Origin of the sequence: Cetobacterium sp., assembly GCF_051658645.1 — a bacterium.
Classification (GTDB): domain Bacteria; phylum Fusobacteriota; class Fusobacteriia; order Fusobacteriales; family Fusobacteriaceae; genus Cetobacterium_A.
The window spans coordinates 19287-37202 of record NZ_JBOFMZ010000060.1; the positions used below are offsets into that span (position 1 = coordinate 19287).

General features: G+C 26.3%; 20 protein-coding genes and 1 pseudogene. 16 read left to right on the forward strand and 5 right to left on the reverse strand.

Features of this window, described 5'->3' with window-relative positions; translation table 11 throughout:
* Positions 1 to 73: 73 nt before the first annotated feature.
* The 7 genes from ACRCZX_RS07035 to aqpZ all read left to right on the forward strand — a co-directional run bounded on the left by ACRCZX_RS07035 (position 74) and on the right by aqpZ (position 5985).
* Complete coding sequence (locus tag ACRCZX_RS07035) at positions 74 to 1222, forward strand: hypothetical protein (protein ID WP_438582220.1); 1149 nt, start codon at positions 74 to 76, stop codon at positions 1220 to 1222.
* 84 nt (positions 1223 to 1306) lie between these two features.
* Positions 1307 to 2167 carry an MBL fold metallo-hydrolase gene (locus ACRCZX_RS07040; protein ID WP_438582221.1) on the forward strand — a complete coding sequence of 287 codons (861 nt, stop codon included), beginning with the start codon at positions 1307 to 1309 and terminating at the stop codon, positions 2165 to 2167.
* Between the two features lie 33 nt (positions 2168 to 2200).
* On the forward strand, positions 2201 to 2629 hold the full coding sequence (locus ACRCZX_RS07045) for a MarR family winged helix-turn-helix transcriptional regulator (protein WP_438582222.1): 429 nt from the start codon (positions 2201 to 2203) through the stop codon (positions 2627 to 2629).
* Positions 2630 to 2683: 54 nt separating this feature from the next.
* Positions 2684 to 3313 carry an SOUL family heme-binding protein gene (locus ACRCZX_RS07050; protein ID WP_438582223.1) on the forward strand — a complete coding sequence of 210 codons (630 nt, stop codon included), beginning with the start codon at positions 2684 to 2686 and terminating at the stop codon, positions 3311 to 3313.
* 17 nt (positions 3314 to 3330) lie between these two features.
* Positions 3331 to 3921 carry a peptide-methionine (S)-S-oxide reductase MsrA gene (gene msrA / locus ACRCZX_RS07055; RefSeq protein ID WP_438582224.1) on the forward strand — a complete coding sequence of 197 codons (591 nt, stop codon included), beginning with the start codon at positions 3331 to 3333 and terminating at the stop codon, positions 3919 to 3921.
* A 305-nt stretch (positions 3922 to 4226) separates the two neighbouring features.
* The gene (add, locus tag ACRCZX_RS07060) at positions 4227 to 5222 is read left to right on the forward strand and encodes an adenosine deaminase (protein WP_438582225.1); all 996 of its coding nucleotides are present in this window, start codon (positions 4227 to 4229) and stop codon (positions 5220 to 5222) included.
* 64 nt (positions 5223 to 5286) lie between these two features.
* Entirely contained in the window at positions 5287 to 5985 is a 699-nt protein-coding gene (gene aqpZ / locus ACRCZX_RS07065) for an aquaporin Z (RefSeq protein ID WP_438582226.1), read from the forward strand.
* Positions 5986 to 6047: 62 nt separating this feature from the next.
* On the opposite strand, the gene ACRCZX_RS07070 is transcribed toward aqpZ, so the two are convergent.
* Positions 6048 to 6416, reverse strand: coding sequence for a NifB/NifX family molybdenum-iron cluster-binding protein (locus ACRCZX_RS07070; protein ID WP_438582227.1), 369 nt, complete (start codon positions 6414 to 6416; stop codon positions 6048 to 6050).
* Between the two features lie 174 nt (positions 6417 to 6590).
* On the opposite strand from ACRCZX_RS07070, the gene hutG reads away from it, so the two are divergent.
* From hutG to ACRCZX_RS07085, 3 genes are all read left to right on the forward strand, one after another.
* A complete protein-coding gene (hutG, locus tag ACRCZX_RS07075; protein WP_438582228.1) occupies positions 6591 to 7541 on the forward strand; it encodes a formimidoylglutamase in 951 nt (316 codons plus the stop codon).
* 95 nt (positions 7542 to 7636) lie between these two features.
* Positions 7637 to 8722, forward strand: coding sequence for a carbohydrate kinase (locus ACRCZX_RS07080; protein ID WP_438582229.1), 1086 nt, complete (start codon positions 7637 to 7639; stop codon positions 8720 to 8722).
* Positions 8719 to 9639 (forward strand): pseudouridine-5'-phosphate glycosidase, encoded by a 921-nt coding sequence (locus ACRCZX_RS07085; RefSeq protein WP_438582230.1) that lies wholly within the window; start codon positions 8719 to 8721, stop codon positions 9637 to 9639. The genes ACRCZX_RS07080 and ACRCZX_RS07085 overlap by 4 nt, the downstream gene beginning before the upstream one ends.
* A 57-nt stretch (positions 9640 to 9696) precedes the next feature.
* Here the strand turns inward: ACRCZX_RS07085 and ACRCZX_RS07090 are convergent, their stop codons facing one another.
* Together ACRCZX_RS07090 and ACRCZX_RS07095 are read right to left on the reverse strand one after the other, a co-directional pair.
* Positions 9697 to 10074: a hypothetical protein gene (locus tag ACRCZX_RS07090; protein ID WP_438582231.1), complete on the reverse strand. Its 378-nt coding sequence runs from the start codon at positions 10072 to 10074 to the stop codon at positions 9697 to 9699.
* Between the two features lie 203 nt (positions 10075 to 10277).
* A complete protein-coding gene (locus tag ACRCZX_RS07095) occupies positions 10278 to 10526 on the reverse strand; it encodes a hypothetical protein (protein WP_438582232.1) in 249 nt (82 codons plus the stop codon).
* A gap of 237 nt (positions 10527 to 10763) precedes the next feature.
* Here ACRCZX_RS07095 and ACRCZX_RS07100 point away from each other — a divergent pair, with 237 nt between their 5' ends.
* From ACRCZX_RS07100 to ACRCZX_RS07125, 6 genes are read left to right on the forward strand one after another with little or no spacing between them, the layout of a single operon-like run.
* A complete protein-coding gene (locus ACRCZX_RS07100) occupies positions 10764 to 11423 on the forward strand; it encodes a response regulator transcription factor (protein ID WP_438582233.1) in 660 nt (219 codons plus the stop codon).
* On the forward strand, positions 11420 to 12709 hold the full coding sequence (locus ACRCZX_RS07105) for a sensor histidine kinase (RefSeq protein ID WP_438582234.1): 1290 nt from the start codon (positions 11420 to 11422) through the stop codon (positions 12707 to 12709). The genes ACRCZX_RS07100 and ACRCZX_RS07105 overlap by 4 nt, the downstream gene beginning before the upstream one ends.
* The gene (locus ACRCZX_RS07110; protein ID WP_438582235.1) at positions 12672 to 13916 is read left to right on the forward strand and encodes a TolC family protein; all 1245 of its coding nucleotides are present in this window, start codon (positions 12672 to 12674) and stop codon (positions 13914 to 13916) included. Before ACRCZX_RS07105 ends, ACRCZX_RS07110 begins: the two co-directional genes overlap by 38 nt.
* Positions 13916 to 15016: an efflux RND transporter periplasmic adaptor subunit gene (locus tag ACRCZX_RS07115; protein ID WP_438582236.1), complete on the forward strand. Its 1101-nt coding sequence runs from the start codon at positions 13916 to 13918 to the stop codon at positions 15014 to 15016. Before ACRCZX_RS07110 ends, ACRCZX_RS07115 begins: the two co-directional genes overlap by 1 nt.
* A complete protein-coding gene (locus ACRCZX_RS07120; protein WP_438582237.1) occupies positions 15013 to 15690 on the forward strand; it encodes an ABC transporter ATP-binding protein in 678 nt (225 codons plus the stop codon). Before ACRCZX_RS07115 ends, ACRCZX_RS07120 begins: the two co-directional genes overlap by 4 nt.
* Positions 15687 to 16910 (forward strand): ABC transporter permease, encoded by a 1224-nt coding sequence (locus tag ACRCZX_RS07125; protein ID WP_438582238.1) that lies wholly within the window; start codon positions 15687 to 15689, stop codon positions 16908 to 16910. The genes ACRCZX_RS07120 and ACRCZX_RS07125 overlap by 4 nt, the downstream gene beginning before the upstream one ends.
* A gap of 80 nt (positions 16911 to 16990) precedes the next feature.
* On the opposite strand, the pseudogene msrA (ACRCZX_RS07130) reads toward ACRCZX_RS07125, so the two are convergent.
* Together msrA (ACRCZX_RS07130) and ACRCZX_RS07135 are read right to left on the reverse strand one after the other, a co-directional pair.
* A pseudogene (msrA, locus tag ACRCZX_RS07130) lies at positions 16991 to 17485 on the reverse strand (peptide-methionine (S)-S-oxide reductase MsrA); the annotation flags it as partial.
* Positions 17486 to 17505: 20 nt separating this feature from the next.
* A complete protein-coding gene (locus ACRCZX_RS07135; RefSeq protein WP_438582239.1) occupies positions 17506 to 17763 on the reverse strand; it encodes an N-ATPase subunit AtpR in 258 nt (85 codons plus the stop codon).
* Positions 17764 to 17916: the final 153 nt, after the last annotated feature.

Below are 17916 nucleotides of genomic sequence, written 5' to 3' on the forward strand. Positions count from 1 at the left end.
TTAGGTATTTGCTATTTGGAAAAAAATTTGTTAAAGTATATACTGAATTATAAAATTATTAAGGGAGATTAAAATGATTAGATTTAGTAAAAATAAAGTTGGTTCTATCGGAGTTGTTGGGCATGTTGGATGTGGGCACTCTCATAGTATCAATGGACAAGTTCAAGATGATTCTGTAGGCCTTGCTGTTGTTTTATTTTTTCTTAAAAAAGCTACAGATATCTCTTTAGAAATATCTCATATAGATTTTATAGAAAATAAAGTTGTTGTAACTCTAAAAAGTGGTGGAATAGGTTATGGGCTTGCTCGAAGAGGTTTTACAAACTTTGAAAAAAATATGAGTTTAAATTTAATTGGAAAAGAAGCTATTCTGACTCATTCAATTGTTTTAGAGCAATTTGGAAGAATATATGGACAAGGTGTCTTAGAAGCTCCTGTTGCTTTGCAATCGGCTATTGCAAATGCAGCATTAGATAGTTTTTATAAAAATTATCCAAACAATTTTGAAATTATAACAGAAAATGTTGGAGATAATTATGGGTATATTTTAGGAACTGTTTTAGATATTAATAATATTTCTGTTTCTTTTTTAGCAACTGTAAATTCTACACTTGGTGGTATTGGACCAAATGAAGATTTAGAAGGAAATTCAAATTTCTTTTCAAAAAAGAGAATTGTTGAAAGGTTTAATTTAGATAAAATTCCTAATATTGTTTTAGAATCTAAGCTATTTAATAATACTTTAGATTATTTTATTGAAGATACTTTTATCATTAGAGGTGATAAAATAGATGACAATACTAAAGTAGTTGATTCTTTAATAAAAGCATGCACTAATTTAGAGTATTCTTTTATTTATTATGATAATAACTCTATGAAAAGAAAAAAAGGTAGTCTTCAATCTAAAACAAATGAAATTGGAAAAAAAATAGAAAGTTTAGGAAAAAAATTATCTTTAGCTTCATCTTCTGAAGAAAAAGTCAAGATTGTTGCAGAGTTAGCAATTTTAATAAGTGAAGATTGTGGTGGAATAACTTTTATGTCAAATGATATTCATGATGAAATAGGCGGAGTTGGACTTATAAAAAATACAGGCGCAGTTTTAAGCTTGGGTGTATCTAAAAAATATTTTGAAGAACATAAAATTCCATATTTAACTCTTCAAGATTTAATAAAATATTACAATATTGTTTTAAAAACAATAGAATTATTAGAAAAATAAAAATATATATTGACAATTTCACTAATAAAAGTTATATTTATAGTACGTACACGTACTATAAATATAACTTTTTAGGAGGATTTTATGTTAAAATTTATTCAAATTGCTACTATCGTAGGATTAACTTTATCGCCTTTTTCAACTAATACAATAATGGCAGCTGAGCCACCTGCAAATATATTAGCTATATTAAATGATAGCACACCACTAGTTCCAACAAAAGTTTTTGATAATTTATACTGTATTGGAACTAAGAGTGTTGTTGCTTGGGCTTTGAAAACAGAAGATGGAATTATTCTAATAGATTCAATGTGGGATGATAAAGATGCTCAGACTATTATAAATGGAATGGAAAAATTAGGTTTAAATCCTAAAGAAATAAAATATATTATAGTAACTCATGGGCATGGAGATCACTATGGTGGTGCAAATTATATTAGAAGTAAATATAATTCTAAAGTTGTAATGACTTCTGTAGATGAAAACCTTATGAACACTTTAAATGTAGGACCTAATTCACCTCGTTCACCAAAAACTCCTGTTGATATATTAGTTAAAGATGGAGATAAAATAACATTGGGAAATACTTCTGTTCAAATTATTGAAACACCAGGGCATACTCCAGGAGGATTATCTGTAATTTTCCCTGTAAAAAATGATGGAAAAGAGGAGATTGTTGCTATGTGGGGTGGAACAGGTATTCCAAGCTCAAAAGAAGAAAGATTAATATATAAAAAATCAGTACAAAAATTTGAAAAAGAAGCAAGAAAAGCTGGAGTTACATCAGAAATAACTGCACATCTATTTATAGGAGACGGGTATAAAAATTTAGATACTGTTAGAGCAAGGAAAGCTGGAGAAGCAAATTTATTTGTTCTTGATAAAACTGGAATAGATAAATATTTCAAAGAATTAAATGAATCAGTAGATAAATTGCTAAAATAACAAATATTGGAGGTGAATGACGTTATTAATTTTTTGATAACGTCAATATTTATTAAAACTATAGGATATGAAATTTGTATTATAGCTAGAAAGATTCATCAAAAGTTAACTTTAAAATTTAAAGAATATGACATAACTCCTGAACAGTGGGGTGTTTTAAAAGAATTATCAAAAGAAGATAAAATATCTCAAAATGAGCTATCTATTAGAGTTGAAAAAGATAAAAATAATATAAAATCAATAGTTGATAAACTAGAACAAAAAGGTTATTTACTTCGCAAGCAAGATTTTTTTGACAAAAGAGCTCTTTTAATTATACTTACAGATAAAGCTCTTTTAATGATTGCAAAATTATCTCCATTGGATAGCTATATGAATGATGAAATTTTTAAAAATATAAACTTAGAAGATTTAAAAAGTTTCAAAAGTGTTTTAGATAAAATAAAAATCAATCTAAATTAAATGAAACCCGACCTCCTTTTCGAATATTATGTATAGAGAAGGAGGTCGGGTTTTATGAAAAAAAAATTATTAAATATATCAAAGTTTTTAATTTTTTCAACTATTTTTACTGCTTGCTCTGTTGTTGGTTATAGAACATCAGAAGAAGCGAGTTATATTCTAATATCGGCTCAAAAAAATATTGAAATTCGTCAATTAGAACCCTCTATTATTGCTGAAGTTAGTATTTTTGGAGATTATAATACAGCCACTAATATTGGATTTAAAAAATTAGCAAAATATATTTTTGGTGAAAATAATACAAAAGATAAAATAGCTATGACTGCTCCTGTTGTTCAAGAAAAAAATGAAAAAATAGCTATGACATCGCCTGTTATTCAAGAAAAACAAGGTGATAATTGGATTATGCAGTTCTCTATGCCAAAAAAATATACTATTGAAACTCTGCCTATTCCTATAGATTCTGATATTTTGATAAAACAAATTCCTGAAAAAAAAGTAGCTGTTTTAATTTATTCTGGTTTATTAACTGAAAGTAAGATAAACCTAAAAACTACAGAATTACAAACTTGGTTAAGTCAAAACAACTATAAAGAAATATCTAGTCCTAGAAGTTCAGGTTATGATCCTCCTTGGACTATTCCATTTTTTAGAAAAAATGAGATCACTATTGATATTGAATAATTTTTGAAGGAGAAAAAATGAAAATAAATAGAAGATTATTAACTTTAATTGGAGCTACTATTATATCTTCTTTATCTTTTGGAGCTATAAAAGTTGCATACGTTGCTGGTGGATGCTTTTGGTGTACAGAAGCTGATATGGAAAAAGTTCCTGGAGTTTTAGAGGTTATTTCTGGTTACTCAGGGGGAAAAATTGCAAATCCAACTTATAAACAAGTTTCTGCTGGAAATACTGGTCATCTTGAAAGTATAAAAATAAAATATGATGATGAAAAAATTAGTTACTCTCAATTACTTAATAAGTTTTTTAGAGTTATAGATATAACAGATGGAGAAGGTCAATTTATTGACAGAGGTTACCAATATTCACCTGCTGTTTTTTATATTTCTTCTGAAGAAAAAAAAATAGCATTAAAAGAATTAGAGAAAACTAAAGTTGAAGGAAAATTAAATAAAATTGCTGTAAAATTAATTTCATTTAATACATTTTATAATGCAGAAGATTATCATCAAGATTATTATAAAAAAAATCCAATAAGATATAATTATTATCGTAATCGTTCTGGAAGAAATCAATATTTAGAAAAAATTTGGAGTACAAAAAAATAATTTTTTTATTTAATCTTAATCTCGTATTTTATATAAAATACGAGATCGTGATTACTGTTTTTACTAGGATCATATTAAATTTATTTTTTAATATTGATTTTAACGAGAACTTTAATTATAAAATGCGAGATTTTTTTATAAAATTATTTTTATTAAAAATTATTTTTATATACTTATAATTAACTGTTTTTATACCTATAAAAACAACTTTACAATAGTTATAAGCTATTAAAATATCTATCTTTAAAATTATTTCTTTATTTTATTGTATAGGTCTTTAAAAAGAGGGATATATGGAGGCTAAAATGAATTTTAAAAAATTACCGAAAATAGAGCTACATTGCCACTTAGATGGAAGTGTCAGACCTGAAACTATTATTGAAATAGCAAATATCGAAAATATTGAGTTACCTAGTTATGATTTAAACATAGTAAAAAGTATTATGATTGCTCCCGCTGAATGTATGTCTTTAGCACAGTATTTAAAAGGATTTGAAATTCCTATAGCTGTTATGCAATCAAAAGAAAGTTTAAAAAGAATTACTTATGAATTAATGGAAGATTCTGCAAAAGAAAATGTGAAATATATAGAAATAAGATTTGCTCCATTATTACATACAAAAAAAGGCTTGTCTGTTGACGATATATTGCAAAGTGTTCTATCAGGAATAAAAGAAGCTGAAGAAGAATATGATATAAAAGGAAATATAATTTTATCATTTTTAAGAAGTATGCCTGTTAAAACTGTTTTTGAAGTTATTGAAGTTGGAAAAAAATATCTAGGAAATGGAATTGTTGCTGTAGATTTATGTGGAAATGAAGGAGAAAATTTTTGTGAGAAATTTATAGACCCCTTTCTTTTAGCTAGAGAATATGGATATAAAGTAACAATTCATGCTGGTGAAACAGGTATTGGTAAAAATGTTTTAGATGCTGTTCAAATGCTTGGAGCTAAAAGAATTGGTCATGGAATTCATATTAAAAATTGTAAATCAGCTTTTGATATAGTAAAAGAAAAAGAAATTATATTAGAAATGTGTCCAACTAGTAATTTTCAAACAAAGGCAGTTGATTCTATTAAGGATCATCCAATCTTTGATTTTTATAACTCTGGAATAAAAGTAACAGTAAATACTGATAATAGAACTGTATCAAATACTACTTTAAGTAATGAATTCAATATTTTGAATACTGAATTTAATATTAATTTAGAAATATACAAAAATATTTATTTAACTAGTATTGAAGCAGCTTTTACAGATTCAGTAATAAAAGAAAAATTAAAAAAATATTGGAAGTAATTAAAGAAACTTATGATATAATATTAAAATGTTTGATTATTTTTTATAAAAGGAGTGATTTTAAATGAAGAACAAATTATTTGCAGAATTTATTGGAACGTTTTGGTTAGTATTAGGAGGATGTGGAAGTGCTGTTTTAGCTGCTGGATATCCTGAGCTTGGAATTGGATTTGCTGGAGTATCTTTAGCTTTTGGATTAACTGTTTTAACAATGGCTTTTGCTATAGGACATATATCTGGATGTCATTTAAACCCTGCTGTAACAATTGGATTAGTTGTTGCTGGAAAAGCTGAAAAAAAAGAAGCAATACCATATATAATATCACAAGTTTTAGGTGGTACTTTTGGAGCTTTCATTCTTTACCTTATAGCGAGTGGTAATCCACAATTTAACTTAGCAGCTAATGGATTCGCTTTAAATGGAGTTGGAGCTATGTCTCCAAATGGATTCTCAATGACTGCAGGAATAATAACAGAAGTTGTATTAACAGCAATGTTCTTAATTATTATCCTAGGAGCTACTTCAAAAAAAGCACCAAAAGGATTTGCACCAATTGCAATTGGATTAGGATTAACTTTAATTCACTTAATAAGTATTCCTGTAACTAATACATCTGTTAACCCTGCAAGAAGTACTGCAGTAGCTATAATAGCTGGTGGACAAGCTTTATCTCAACTTTGGATATTCTGGGTTGCACCAATTGCTGGAGCTATAATAGGAGCTATATTATATAAAGCTTTCTTAGATGACGAAGCAGTTTAATTTAAATCTTTTAAAAAATCTCTATACAAATTTGTATAGAGATTTTTTTTCAATATTTATTATTATTTTCCACACTTACAATTACAAGAGTGACCATGATGATCTTCTCCATGATGATGTTTATTACTAGAACAAATTGCCTCTCCGTTTACTAAAATATTTTTAAAGAATCCTTCTGCAATATCATCACAAAAACCTTCTAAACCAGAGAAAACCTTTATATCAAGTGAATTTAAATTACTAATCGCTCCTTCTCCTATTCCACCACAAGCAACAACATCTACTTCTAATTCTTTTAGCTGCTTTGGAATTTCCCCATGTCCTTTACTTTCATAATAATCTTTTTTAACTCCATCATAAACAAAAAATCCTTCTGCTCTTCCAAAATGTTGACTAATTTTATTTTTTTCTGAAACAATTGCAATTTTCATAAACTACCCCTTTTTGAATTATTTAATATGTATTATATCTAATACTAGTTACTTTCGAACAAAAAGTCAAGAATTATTTTCGAAATATAATTTTTAATATAATTTACATCTTACCTTAAATAAAATTTCGAGGTATAATCAATATAAATAGAAATAATGGAGTGTGATAATTTTATGGAATGGAATGGAAGAATCGATGGTGAAGAATTAGATGTTCTTCGTATACATCAAGTTATCAAAGTGATGACTTTAGATGAATTGCTTCAAACTAATTTAAAAGAGAAAAAAGTTTGTTTTATAAGCTTCAATTCTGATGAAGGAATCAGAAGAAATGCTGGAAGATTAGGAGCAAAAGAAGGTTGGATTCATGTAAAAAATGCTTTATCAGGATTTCCAATTTTCAAAGAAGATTTAAAATTTTATGATCTAAAAAATCCTATTGAAGTAATTAACCATGATTTAGAAACAGCTCATACAAAAACATCTGAAATTGTTGCACTTTTAAAAAAAAGAAATTTTCTTGTAATTGTTCTTGGAGGAGGACATGATATTGCTTTTGCTAATTATTGTGGTATTCTGGATTATGCTTTAGAAAAAGATAAAAATCCAAAAATTGGAATTATAAATTTTGATGCTCATTTTGACATGAGAGACTACAGTAATGGACGAAATTCAGGAACTATGTTTTTACAAATTGCAGATATTTGTAAAAATAAAAATTTAAATTTTGACTATAATGTTTTTGGTATTCAAAAATTTTCAAATACAAAACGACTTTTTGATAGAGCAGAAAAATTACAAGTAAAATACTATTTTGCTGAAGATATTAGAACTATTCCGAACGATACTCTTTATTCAATTCTTAAAAAAAATGATTATATACAACTAACTTTATGCACTGATGTTTTTCACATAACTTCTGCACCAGGAGTAAGTGCACCACAAACGTTTGGTGTAAATCCAAGAAATGCATTACCACTTTTAAAAACAATAGCAAGATATGCAAAAAATTTAACAATAGATGTATCTGAAATTAATCCTAAATTTGATTATGATGACAGAACTTCAAGATTGATGGCTAATATTATTTATGAACTTATTCTTAGTCACTTTGATGAGTTTTAATTTTTTTTTTAAAAACATTGACTTTTTTCGTTTCAGATGGTATTATTCTAAATAAATGTTTATACATATAAACAAATGTTTAAACCGAGGTGTATATGACAAATAGAGAAAAAGAGATTTTAAATTGGATTGAAGAAAATCCTTTGATATCTCAATCTGAACTAGCTACAAAAGCCAATATTACTCGTTCTTCTGTTGCTGTACATATTTCTAACTTAATAAAAAAAGGCAAGATTATAGGAAAAGGATACATAATTCAAAAAAAGAAATTTGTTAGTATTATTGGTGGGACCAATATTGATATTTCAGCTCACTCTTACCAATTTTTAAAAGATTATGATTCTAATCCTGGGAAAGTTAGTACATCGTTTGGAGGAGTTGGCAGAAATATTGCAGATAATCTATCAAGACTAAGCCAAGATGTTGAATTAGTAACTGTATTTGGAGATGATTTTAATAGCAATGAAATTATAAAAAATTGTAAATATCTCGGAATTGGAGTTTCAAACTCTTTAATAATTCCAAACTCTGCTATATCAACTTATATATCTATATTAGATAATAATAATGATATGAAAATTGCAATTGCTGCAATGGATTTATATGAGCATATTACTATTAATTTTATTAAATCTATTAAAGAGGTTTTAGAAGAATCAAAAGTTTGTGTACTAGATACAAATATACCAGAAAAGACGATTGAATATATTGTAAATAACTTTGATATACCTATATTTTTAGATTGTGTTTCAACTACAAAAGCCATTAAAGTAAAAAATATAATTGGAAAGTTTCATACAATTAAACCTAACAAAATAGAAGCTGAAGAACTTTCAGGAATAAAAATAACTGATGAAATTTCATTAAAAGAATGTGCTGATTTCTTCATAAAAAAAGGAGTTAAACAAATTTTTATCTCTCTTGGAGAAAATGGAGTTTTTTATTCAAATGGTAAAACCTATGGACATATAGAAGCATTAAAAAAAGAAATCATTAACACAACTGGAGCTGGTGATGCCTTTATGGCTGGAGTTGTATATAGCTTTTTAGAAAATTTTGATATTGTAGATAGCTGCAAAAATGGTATTGCATGCTCTTCTATTGCTATTTCAAGCCATAAAACAATAAGTGACAATATATCTTTAGAAAATATGAATAGTATTCGGGAGGAAAATTTATGAATTTAATTAAATATTTAGAAATTTCAAAAGAGGTAAAAGAAGCTTTAGAAAATAATAAACCTGTGGTTGCTCTTGAATCAACTATTATATCTCATGGTATGCCTTATCCGCAAAATGTTGAAACAGCTTTAAAAGTTGAAGAGATTGTTAGAGAAAACAGAGCAATTCCAGCTACAATAGCTATATTAAACGGTAAATTAAAAGTAGGATTAACAAAAGAAGAAATCGACTATTTGGGTAAAAAAGGATTAGATGTTACTAAAGCTAGTAGAAGAGATATTCCTGCTATATTAGCTTCTAATGATGATGGAGCTACAACTGTTGCATCTACAATGATTATTGCAGCACTTGCTGGAATAAAAATATTTGCAACTGGAGGAATAGGTGGAGTTCATAGAGGTGCTGAAAATACAATGGATATCTCTGCTGATTTAGAAGAACTTGCAATAACTGATGTTGCTGTTGTATGTGCTGGAGCTAAATCAATACTTGATATTGGGTTAACATTAGAATTCTTAGAAACTAAAGGTGTTCCTGTTCTTGGTTATAAAACTGAAGAATTACCTGCTTTTTATACAAGAAAAAGTGGATTTAAAGTAGATTATAATATAGAAACTTCAAATCAAATTGCTAAAATATTAAAAGCTAAGTGGGACATTAACTTGAAAGGTGGAGTTGTTATAGCTAATCCTATTCCAGAAAAGTTTGCTATGGACTTCGATATAATTACAAATGCTATCAATAGTGCTGTTGCTGAAGCTGAAGAAAAAGGTATAAAAGGTAAAGAAAGTACTCCTTTCCTTTTATCAAAAGTTAAAGATATAACTAAAGGTAAAAGTTTAGAAGCTAATATTGAACTAGTATTTAATAATGCTAAATTAGCTGCTCAAATTGCAACTGATTACTCTAATTTATAATACTAGAACTCAAAATCTATAGCTAGATTTTGAGTTCTTTTTCAATACTAAATTTTTTTACATATACCAAACTACAAATGTATTATTTTTTTCTTTAAATTTTATTTTTTTTGAACATAAAAGTCCAGCTAAATACTTTTTAATTTCTTCTGGATTATCTTTAAATTTTTTTACTATGCTATCACCTTCAGGTATTCTTGTAAAACTAAAAAAATCTATTAAAAATTCTTCTGAATCATTAAATTCATCCATATTTCTAGCATATTTTAAAATTTCAGCTCTTTTAACATCTGGATTTTCTTCAAAAATTTCTTCAATAAAATTTTCTAAGCACTCAATTTTATAAACTAAAATTGTACTTTCTAAAGTTTCATAAAACTTATCAGATTTTTCTTTTGACCAATATTTGTAAAAAGTTTTTTTTATTTTGTTCAATATATTTTCACTCCTCTAAAATATTATTCACTTTTAAACGTTTTACCAAAATTATTAATTAAGTAATTTAATTTGTAAATTAGTTATTTCAGTTTTAAAAATGGAGTATGGTTTATTTCTAATATTATAACAACTCTTTTGAATTGAGTAAACTTTTTTTTTTATTATTAAAAAAAAACAGCCTCATTTAGACTGTTTTTTTGTTACTCTTTATCTCTACCGATTATTTCTACTAGTTCCCATATCTCTTCAGTTTTCTTAAAGAATCTGATAACCCAGTCATTTTCTAATCTAGATTTAATACTTTCAGTGTATTTAACAGCATCTTGCAAATTTGGGAAAAATTTTCTTGAATCAATTAAATCATAAGATTCATTGTCAATTATTTGTATTCCTTTGAACATCTCTACTTTGAACTGCTTTTTCAGCTCTTGCTTTTTTACATAACTCATAAAAACTCCCATAAAATTTTATCTCAAATATTTTTTGCTATAAAACAACTAATACTATATTGTATCGTATATTTTCAAAAAAGTACAGCTTTATCTCATAACTATCTCAGTTTCAAAAAAAATATTCAGATTAATTACACAAAAAGTACACATAATTAAAATATTATAGATTATATTTTAAAATTAGGTTAAAATAAATTATAACTTTCAAAATTCAATTTAAGTACAGGAGATTTTATGGAAAAAATTTTAATTATAGAAGATGAAGATTTTCTTAGAGATATTTTAAAAAGATATCTCAAAAAAGAAGGCTATTGTGTAACTGAAGCTGAAAGTGGAGAAGAGGGCTTAGAAAAATTCTATAGTAATTCTTTTTCTTTAATTCTTTTAGATATCATGCTTCCTGGAATTCAAGGTTGGGATGTCTGTAAAGAAATAAAAAAAACTTCAAATACACCAATTATTATGCTAACAGCCAGAGTTGAAGAAGAGGATGAAGTAAAAGGTTTAGAACTCGGTGTTGAAGATTATATAGGAAAACCTTTTAAACCTAAAATTCTTATGGCCAGAATCAATTCTCTTATAAAAAGAAACAGAGTCAACAATTTAGAAAAAATTGGCGACTTAGAAATTAATAGAGAAAATTACTCTGTTATTAAAAATGGTATCGCATTAAATTTAGGAAATAAAGGCTTTACACTACTTATGTATTTTATATTAAATAAAGATTTAGTTTTAACAAGAGAGAAAATTCTGAATAATATTTGGATTAACGATTTTGAAGTTGATGAAAGAGTTGTCGACACTCAAATAAAGATTTTAAGAAAACAAATTGGAGAAAATTATATTAAAACAATAAGAGGAATTGGATATAAATTTGAAGTGATTAATTTATGAGACGAATATCTTTAAAGATTTTTTTCTTTTTAAATTGTTTAACTTATGGATTTATAGCTTTATATGTACTTATTAATTATCTCTTCTTAGAAAATTATCAAATTAGCTTAAAGAAAAATGAAATCACAGCTTTAGCAGAAACATATAGCAGCCAAAATTACGAAAAAATTTCTGAAATTTCAGAACAAAATGCTATTTTTATAAAAGAAGTTTCATTAAAAAAAGATAGAAGAACATCTAAGTATCACTTCATGAAAACAATTGAAGATAATTTAATAAAAAATGTTAAAGAAGGAAAGACTGTTATAAATATTGAAGTTGGTCGTGATAATATAAAACGAATTATTTTAGCTAAAAAATTAAATGAAGATAATATGTTACTTGTAACCACATCTATTGCGCCTATTAGTGATGTAATCAAATCAACTTTAAAATTTTTTATCTATATTATATTTTTGAGTATTCCAATTAATTTATATATAGCATATAAACTTTCTATTCGAATGGGAAAACCTATTGAATCAGAACTTTTAGAACTGAATTCTCAACTTAAAAGTGAACTTCAAAAACAAAAAAAATCAGAACTTTTTAGAAAAAATTTTATTTCAAATGTAACTCACGAATTAAAAACACCTGTTGCTATTATTAATGGCTATAGTGAAGCTATTTTAGATGGAATAATTGATCTTGAAGAAATTCCTGATATTTGTAAAAATATAAACCAAGAAGCATCTAATATGAACTCTTTAATTCAAGAGTTACTTTTTTATTGCAAAATGGAATCAGGGTATATTTCTATCAAAAATGAATCTATTAATTTAAAAAATATGCTTCAAAACATTCTAAAAAGATATTCTATTGAATTTAAATTAAATAGTATCAATTTAAATATTAATTTAGAAAATGTTGAAATAATGAGTGATAAAAAATTATTGGAACGTTCACTTAATAACCTAATTATAAATGCTTTAGCATATGTAGATGATAAAAAGAATATAAGTATAATTTTAAATAAAACTGAAATTATTATCAAAAATAGTAGTGATAACTTAAAAAATGAAAACTTTGAAGAATATTTCAAACCATTCTCTAAAAAAAATGATAAAAAACTGAGGAAATATGGTGGAACTGGTTTAGGTCTTTCTGTTGTTTCTGAAATTTTAAAAAATTTAAATTTATTCTATGAATTCTATTATGATAATGAAACTAAAACAGTTATATTTAAAATCTTATTAAAAGGAGCGGAAAATGAAAAAATATCTATTAATGACTTTACTCATAAGTAAACTTATTTATTCTCAAGAAATCAGTTTAGAAGAATTATTAAAAAATATAGATAAAACATCTTATCAGAATAAAATATATAATATTCAAAATAATGAAAATAATTTTAAAGAAGACTTTTATAAAATAGGTAGATATAATGGTGTTAATATTGATGCTACAACTGATTATAAAGACGAAGAAGAAAAATATAGCCTACAAAGTACTATAAGCTATGGAGATTTTTATATTCAAGGTGAAAAGGTGAAAACTGAGGATAATAAGGTAACTTATGGTGTTCAAAGAAGTTTGAAAGATTTGATTTTTTCTAAAAATGATAGCGAACTAAATAAATTAAAAACTAATAGAGATATTGACTTGATTAGCTTAAAAGTAGGTTTGGAAACTCAAAAATTAAATTTGATATCTTTATATAAAAGTTATAAAGATAGCCAATCTGAATTAAAATTAAAGAAAAATGCTTTAATCACCCTAAGAAAAGAGAAAGAAATACTAAGTAAATCTTATGAATTAGGAGCTATTCCTAAAATTGATTTGGATAGCCTTTTAATTAGTTATAAAAATATTGAATTAGAAATCCAAAAAATCGAGAATATTTTAAATAAAACTATAGAAAGATTTTATTATGATTATGGTTTTAAATTAGCTGGATTTTCTCTTCTAGACATAAATCCAAATAAAAAAGATCTAGAAAGCTATATACAAAAAGTTGGAGAAAAAGATATACAAAAACTTCAGTTAGAAAAACAAATTACCGAAGAAAATATTAAATATTCAAAATACAACAATAAAATTCCTGAAGTTATTGTAGGAGTTGAAAGAAATGATGAAAATAACGAAAATAGAATTTTCTTAAAATTATCTAAAGACCTCTTCTATAAAGACATTGATTTATCTAATGACAAGAGTTCTTTAATGCAACAAGAAGTTACCTTAAAGCAAAAAACTAACGAAGCTATTGCTGATAGATATAAAATTCAAGATAACTATTTTACATTAGAAAAAGATTTCTCTGTTTTAATGAATAAAGCTAGTTTAGAAAAATCAAAATATGATATTAAAAAACTTGAAAACTCTCTTGGAAAAGTTAGCTATACAGAGGTTATGGAGGCATTTGATACTCTTCTAGAGCTAGAAGTTTCGAAAGAGAAATCTAAAAATTCTTTAAATGCATATATTTATGAAATTATTGTAAGAGGTGAAATTTAATGAAAAACAAATACTTAATACTAACAATGTTTATAATATCTTTAACCTTCATTGGATGTGAAAAAAAAAATAATAATCCTGAAGCTACAATAACTTTTAATGCTGAAAAAGCTAAAATGAATAACGGCAGTGGATTTATTGATGTTGATGGAAGTGTTGAGGCAAATGATACTAAAAAAATCTTCGTTGATAAAAAATTAAAAGTTAAAGAGGTTCTTGTTCAAGAGGGTGATTTCGTTGAAAAAGGTCAACTACTTATGACTTTTGATGAAACAGAAAGAAATAATATAAAAAGAAATTTAGAAAAAGAAAAAATTAATCTTTCTAAATTAAAAAGAAACTATACTGTCGAAAAAGAGTTAAATAAAATTGGTGGAAGCTCTATTAACTCTGTAAAAGAACTCTCTGAAGAGATAAGAACCTCTGAAATAACTATAGAATTTTATAGCGAAGATTTAGAAAAAACTGCTGAAAAAATTGAAAGTCCTGTTAGTGGAACTGTCACAACTTTGTATGCTCAAGAAAATTATTCAGTTAATACAGATGAACCACTTTTAGAATTAGCTGATTTATCTGATATCAAAATAATCTTAGAAGTTCCTGAATATGAAGTAAGAGATATTGAATTAAATCAAAAGTTAATTATAAAACCCGAGGTTTTTGAAAAGAAAATATCTTATCCTGGAGTTATTACAAAAATATCTAGAGTATCTCAAGTGTCTAAAACAACATCTGAAAATGTTTTAGAAGTTGAAGTAAAACCAACAGAAAAGATTCCACATATTGTTCCAGGGTTTAAAGTTTCTTCTAGAATATACCTTGGTAAAGAAGAACCTGGAATTGTAATTCCTTCAACGGCATTACTTTTCGAGAATGATGAATATTTTGTATATAAATGTGATGAAACTGGTAAAATATCTAAAATAGTTGTTCAGTTTAAAGATATGAAAGGAGATAAAGTTATTATCACAAACGGATTAGCTATTGGTGAACTGTTTTTACTAAATCCTAAAGAATCTTTAAAATCAGGAGATATTATTACTTTTAATGTATTAAATAATGAAGAAACTCCAAAAAGAAAGGGTGTAAAGCCACAATGATAAAAATTCTTAATTTAAATAAATATTATATAAATGGTGAAATGAAGCTTCATGCTTTAAAAAATATAAATTTTTCTGTCAATAAAGGAGAATTTGTAGCTATTATGGGAAGTAGTGGAAGTGGTAAATCTACTATGATGAATATCTTAGGATGTCTTGATCATACTTTTGATGGAGAATATGTTTTAGATGGTATTGAAATCTCAAAGTTAAGAGATGAAGAGTTATCTAAAATTAGAAATAAAAAAATTGGATTTGTTTTTCAATCTTTTAATTTACTTTCAAAACTAACAGCTCTAGAAAATGTTGCTTTACCTTTGGTTTATTCTGGTATTCATCACAAAGAGCGTAATCAAAAAGCAAAAGAAGTACTTGTAAAAGTTGGATTAGGAGATCGTTTAGATCATAAACCGAATGAACTCTCTGGTGGACAAAGACAAAGGGTAGCTATAGCTAGAGCTCTTGTGAATGAACCTGCTATAATTTTAGCTGACGAACCTACAGGAAACTTGGATAGTACATCTGAAAAAGAAGTTATGCAACTTTTTAAAGAATTAAATAAACAAGGAAAAACTATTATCATTGTTACTCATGAGCCAGAAGTTGGTAAAGCTACAAAAAGAGTTATTAGATTTAAAGATGGTGAAATTATTGAGGATGTGAAAAATTTATGAATTTTTTAGAAAGTTTAAAGGGAGCCATTCAAAATTTAAAAGGAAATAAAACAAGATCATTTTTAACTATGCTTGGTATTATAATTGGAATTTCATCTGTTATAACTATGTCAGCTATTGGTAAAGGTGGGCAACAAAATATTACTGGAGATTTAAAAGAAGGTGGATATGGTAAGTTTACAATATCTATTGATAAAGATGATGAACAATTTAGATGGAAGTATCTTTTAGAACCAAAAGTTATCAATATTCTAAAAGATAGTGGTTTATTCAAAAATGTAAGTGCTAATATAACAACACGAGTTTTTATTGACCTCGGTAAAAGAAGAGAGGTTGTTGGAGTAACAGCTACAACTCCTGATTATGAAAAAATTGATAGTGTTGACTATATTTTTGGAAGAGGATTTTTACCTTTCGAGTATGAAAAAGGAGAAAAAATTGTAGTTATAGATAATCTTACAGCTCAAAGTCTATTTGATAGTGGAGATAAAGCAGTTGGAAAAGATATATCATTCTCTATGAGTAGAAAAAATAATCCAGTTACATATAAAATTGTCGGAGTGTTTAAAAATCCTTTAGAAGAACTTATAAAAGTTATGGGTGGAAAAAGAATTCCTAGATTTTTCAGAGTTCCATTAAATACTTATGATAAAGTTTATGATTTGTCTAAAGGTGGATATAACTCTATAATTATAGAATCTAAAATTCCAGAAAATCTTGCAAATGATATGAAAACAGCAAATCGAGTTTTAGAAGAATATAGTGGAATAAAAAATCTTTATGGAATTGAAACTATGAGCAATGCCGCAGCTTCTTTTGATAAAATTTTAAGTACACTTAATATGTTTATAACTTTCGTTGCTGGTATTTCACTATTTGTTGGTGGAATAGGAGTTATGAATATTATGTTAGTTAGTGTTATTGAAAGAACAAAAGAGATAGGTATTAGAAAAGCTATTGGTGCAACCAATAAAGATATTTTAATTCAATTTTTAATGGAATCTGTTATTTTAACTGGAATTGGAGGAGTTGTAGGAGTAGTTATTGGAGTTAGTCTAGCGTTTTTAATTGGATATTTTGTTAATATTCCACCTGTTTTTTCTTTATTTTCTATATCTTTGGCACTTGGAGTTTCTACTTTTATTGGTGTTATATTTGGTGTTACACCTGCTAAAAAAGCAGCTCAACTTAATCCTATTGACGCTTTAAGAGCTGAATAAGATTGTAAAATAGAAAAGGCCATCAAATTTAGGTTAACTTCTTTGAATTTGATGGCCTTTTTGAATCTTTATTTTAAATTTTCATCTATCATTGAAATATCTAGAGCGGATAAATCTATGTGACAATAGCCATTTGGATTTTTCTTTAAATAGTCTTGATGGTACTCTTCAGCTAAATAAAAGTTTTCTAAAGGTTTTACTTCTACTTTAATTTTTTCAGAAAAACTTTTTTGAAGTATTTCTAACTCTTTTATTATAATCTCTCTATCAGCTGAATCAATATAATAAATACCTGTTCTATACTGACTTCCACAATCGTTACCTTGCTTGTTTAAAGAGGTCGGGTTTATAACTCTAAAATAGTACCTTAAAAGCTTCTCTAGGCTTATTCTGCTGCTATTATAAGTTACACAAACCGTTTCAGCGTGACCTGTCCCTCTGTATATAACATCTTCATAGCTTGGATTTTTTGTTAATCCATTTGCATAACCAGAAACAGCATCAACTACACCATCTATTTTATCCATATAAGCTTCTACACCCCAAAAACATCCGCCTGCTAAATAGATATCTTTTTTAATCATGTTATCACACCTTACTTTCTATTTTTTCTGTAAAAATAAACAATATATATTCTAGAAGCTAAAGCACCAACGAGTGCTGCAAAGAAATTACGACCGCTATTTTGTGATAAATAATAAAATCCTACTAGTAAAACTATTATTCTAATTAATGATGCTAAAAATATAAATAATGATGAATTTTTAAATTTTTCACTACCTTTTATACCAAAATCTAAACTATAGAAAAATAAAAATCCTAAAAATATTCCTCCTATAAATGCTAATAACATAAGATCCCCGTTACCATTAATCTGTAAAAATATACAAATTAAATTCCTTATTCATAGAATCCTATTTCGATAAATTAATTTATCTACTTTAGTTTGATATAATTCTCAGAAGGCTTAAATTCCCGCATAACGCACGGTACATATTATAGTTTT

Bases quoted from the DNA above. Each gene is read 5' to 3' on its own strand.
- ACRCZX_RS07035 (WP_438582220.1), top strand. From the start codon at position 74: ATGATTAGATTTAGTAAAAATAAAGTTGGTTCTATCGGAGTTGTTGGG.
- ACRCZX_RS07040 (WP_438582221.1), top strand. From the start codon at position 1,307: ATGTTAAAATTTATTCAAATTGCTACTATCGTAGGATTAACTTTATCG.
- ACRCZX_RS07050 (WP_438582223.1), top strand. From the start codon at position 2,684: ATGAAAAAAAAATTATTAAATATATCAAAGTTTTTAATTTTTTCAACT.
- msrA (WP_438582224.1), top strand. From the start codon at position 3,331: ATGAAAATAAATAGAAGATTATTAACTTTAATTGGAGCTACTATTATA.
- add (WP_438582225.1), top strand. From the start codon at position 4,227: ATGAATTTTAAAAAATTACCGAAAATAGAGCTACATTGCCACTTAGAT.
- aqpZ (WP_438582226.1), top strand. From the start codon at position 5,287: ATGAAGAACAAATTATTTGCAGAATTTATTGGAACGTTTTGGTTAGTA.
- ACRCZX_RS07070 (WP_438582227.1), bottom strand. From the start codon at position 6,416: ATGAAAATTGCAATTGTTTCAGAAAAAAATAAAATTAGTCAACATTTT.
- hutG (WP_438582228.1), top strand. From the start codon at position 6,591: ATGGAATGGAATGGAAGAATCGATGGTGAAGAATTAGATGTTCTTCGT.
- ACRCZX_RS07080 (WP_438582229.1), top strand. From the start codon at position 7,637: ATGACAAATAGAGAAAAAGAGATTTTAAATTGGATTGAAGAAAATCCT.
- ACRCZX_RS07085 (WP_438582230.1), top strand. From the start codon at position 8,719: ATGAATTTAATTAAATATTTAGAAATTTCAAAAGAGGTAAAAGAAGCT.
- ACRCZX_RS07095 (WP_438582232.1), bottom strand. From the start codon at position 10,526: ATGAGTTATGTAAAAAAGCAAGAGCTGAAAAAGCAGTTCAAAGTAGAG.
- ACRCZX_RS07100 (WP_438582233.1), top strand. From the start codon at position 10,764: ATGGAAAAAATTTTAATTATAGAAGATGAAGATTTTCTTAGAGATATT.
- ACRCZX_RS07105 (WP_438582234.1), top strand. From the start codon at position 11,420: ATGAGACGAATATCTTTAAAGATTTTTTTCTTTTTAAATTGTTTAACT.
- ACRCZX_RS07110 (WP_438582235.1), top strand. From the start codon at position 12,672: ATGAAAAAATATCTATTAATGACTTTACTCATAAGTAAACTTATTTAT.
- ACRCZX_RS07115 (WP_438582236.1), top strand. From the start codon at position 13,916: ATGAAAAACAAATACTTAATACTAACAATGTTTATAATATCTTTAACC.
- ACRCZX_RS07120 (WP_438582237.1), top strand. From the start codon at position 15,013: ATGATAAAAATTCTTAATTTAAATAAATATTATATAAATGGTGAAATG.
- ACRCZX_RS07125 (WP_438582238.1), top strand. From the start codon at position 15,687: ATGAATTTTTTAGAAAGTTTAAAGGGAGCCATTCAAAATTTAAAAGGA.
- ACRCZX_RS07135 (WP_438582239.1), bottom strand. From the start codon at position 17,763: ATGTTATTAGCATTTATAGGAGGAATATTTTTAGGATTTTTATTTTTC.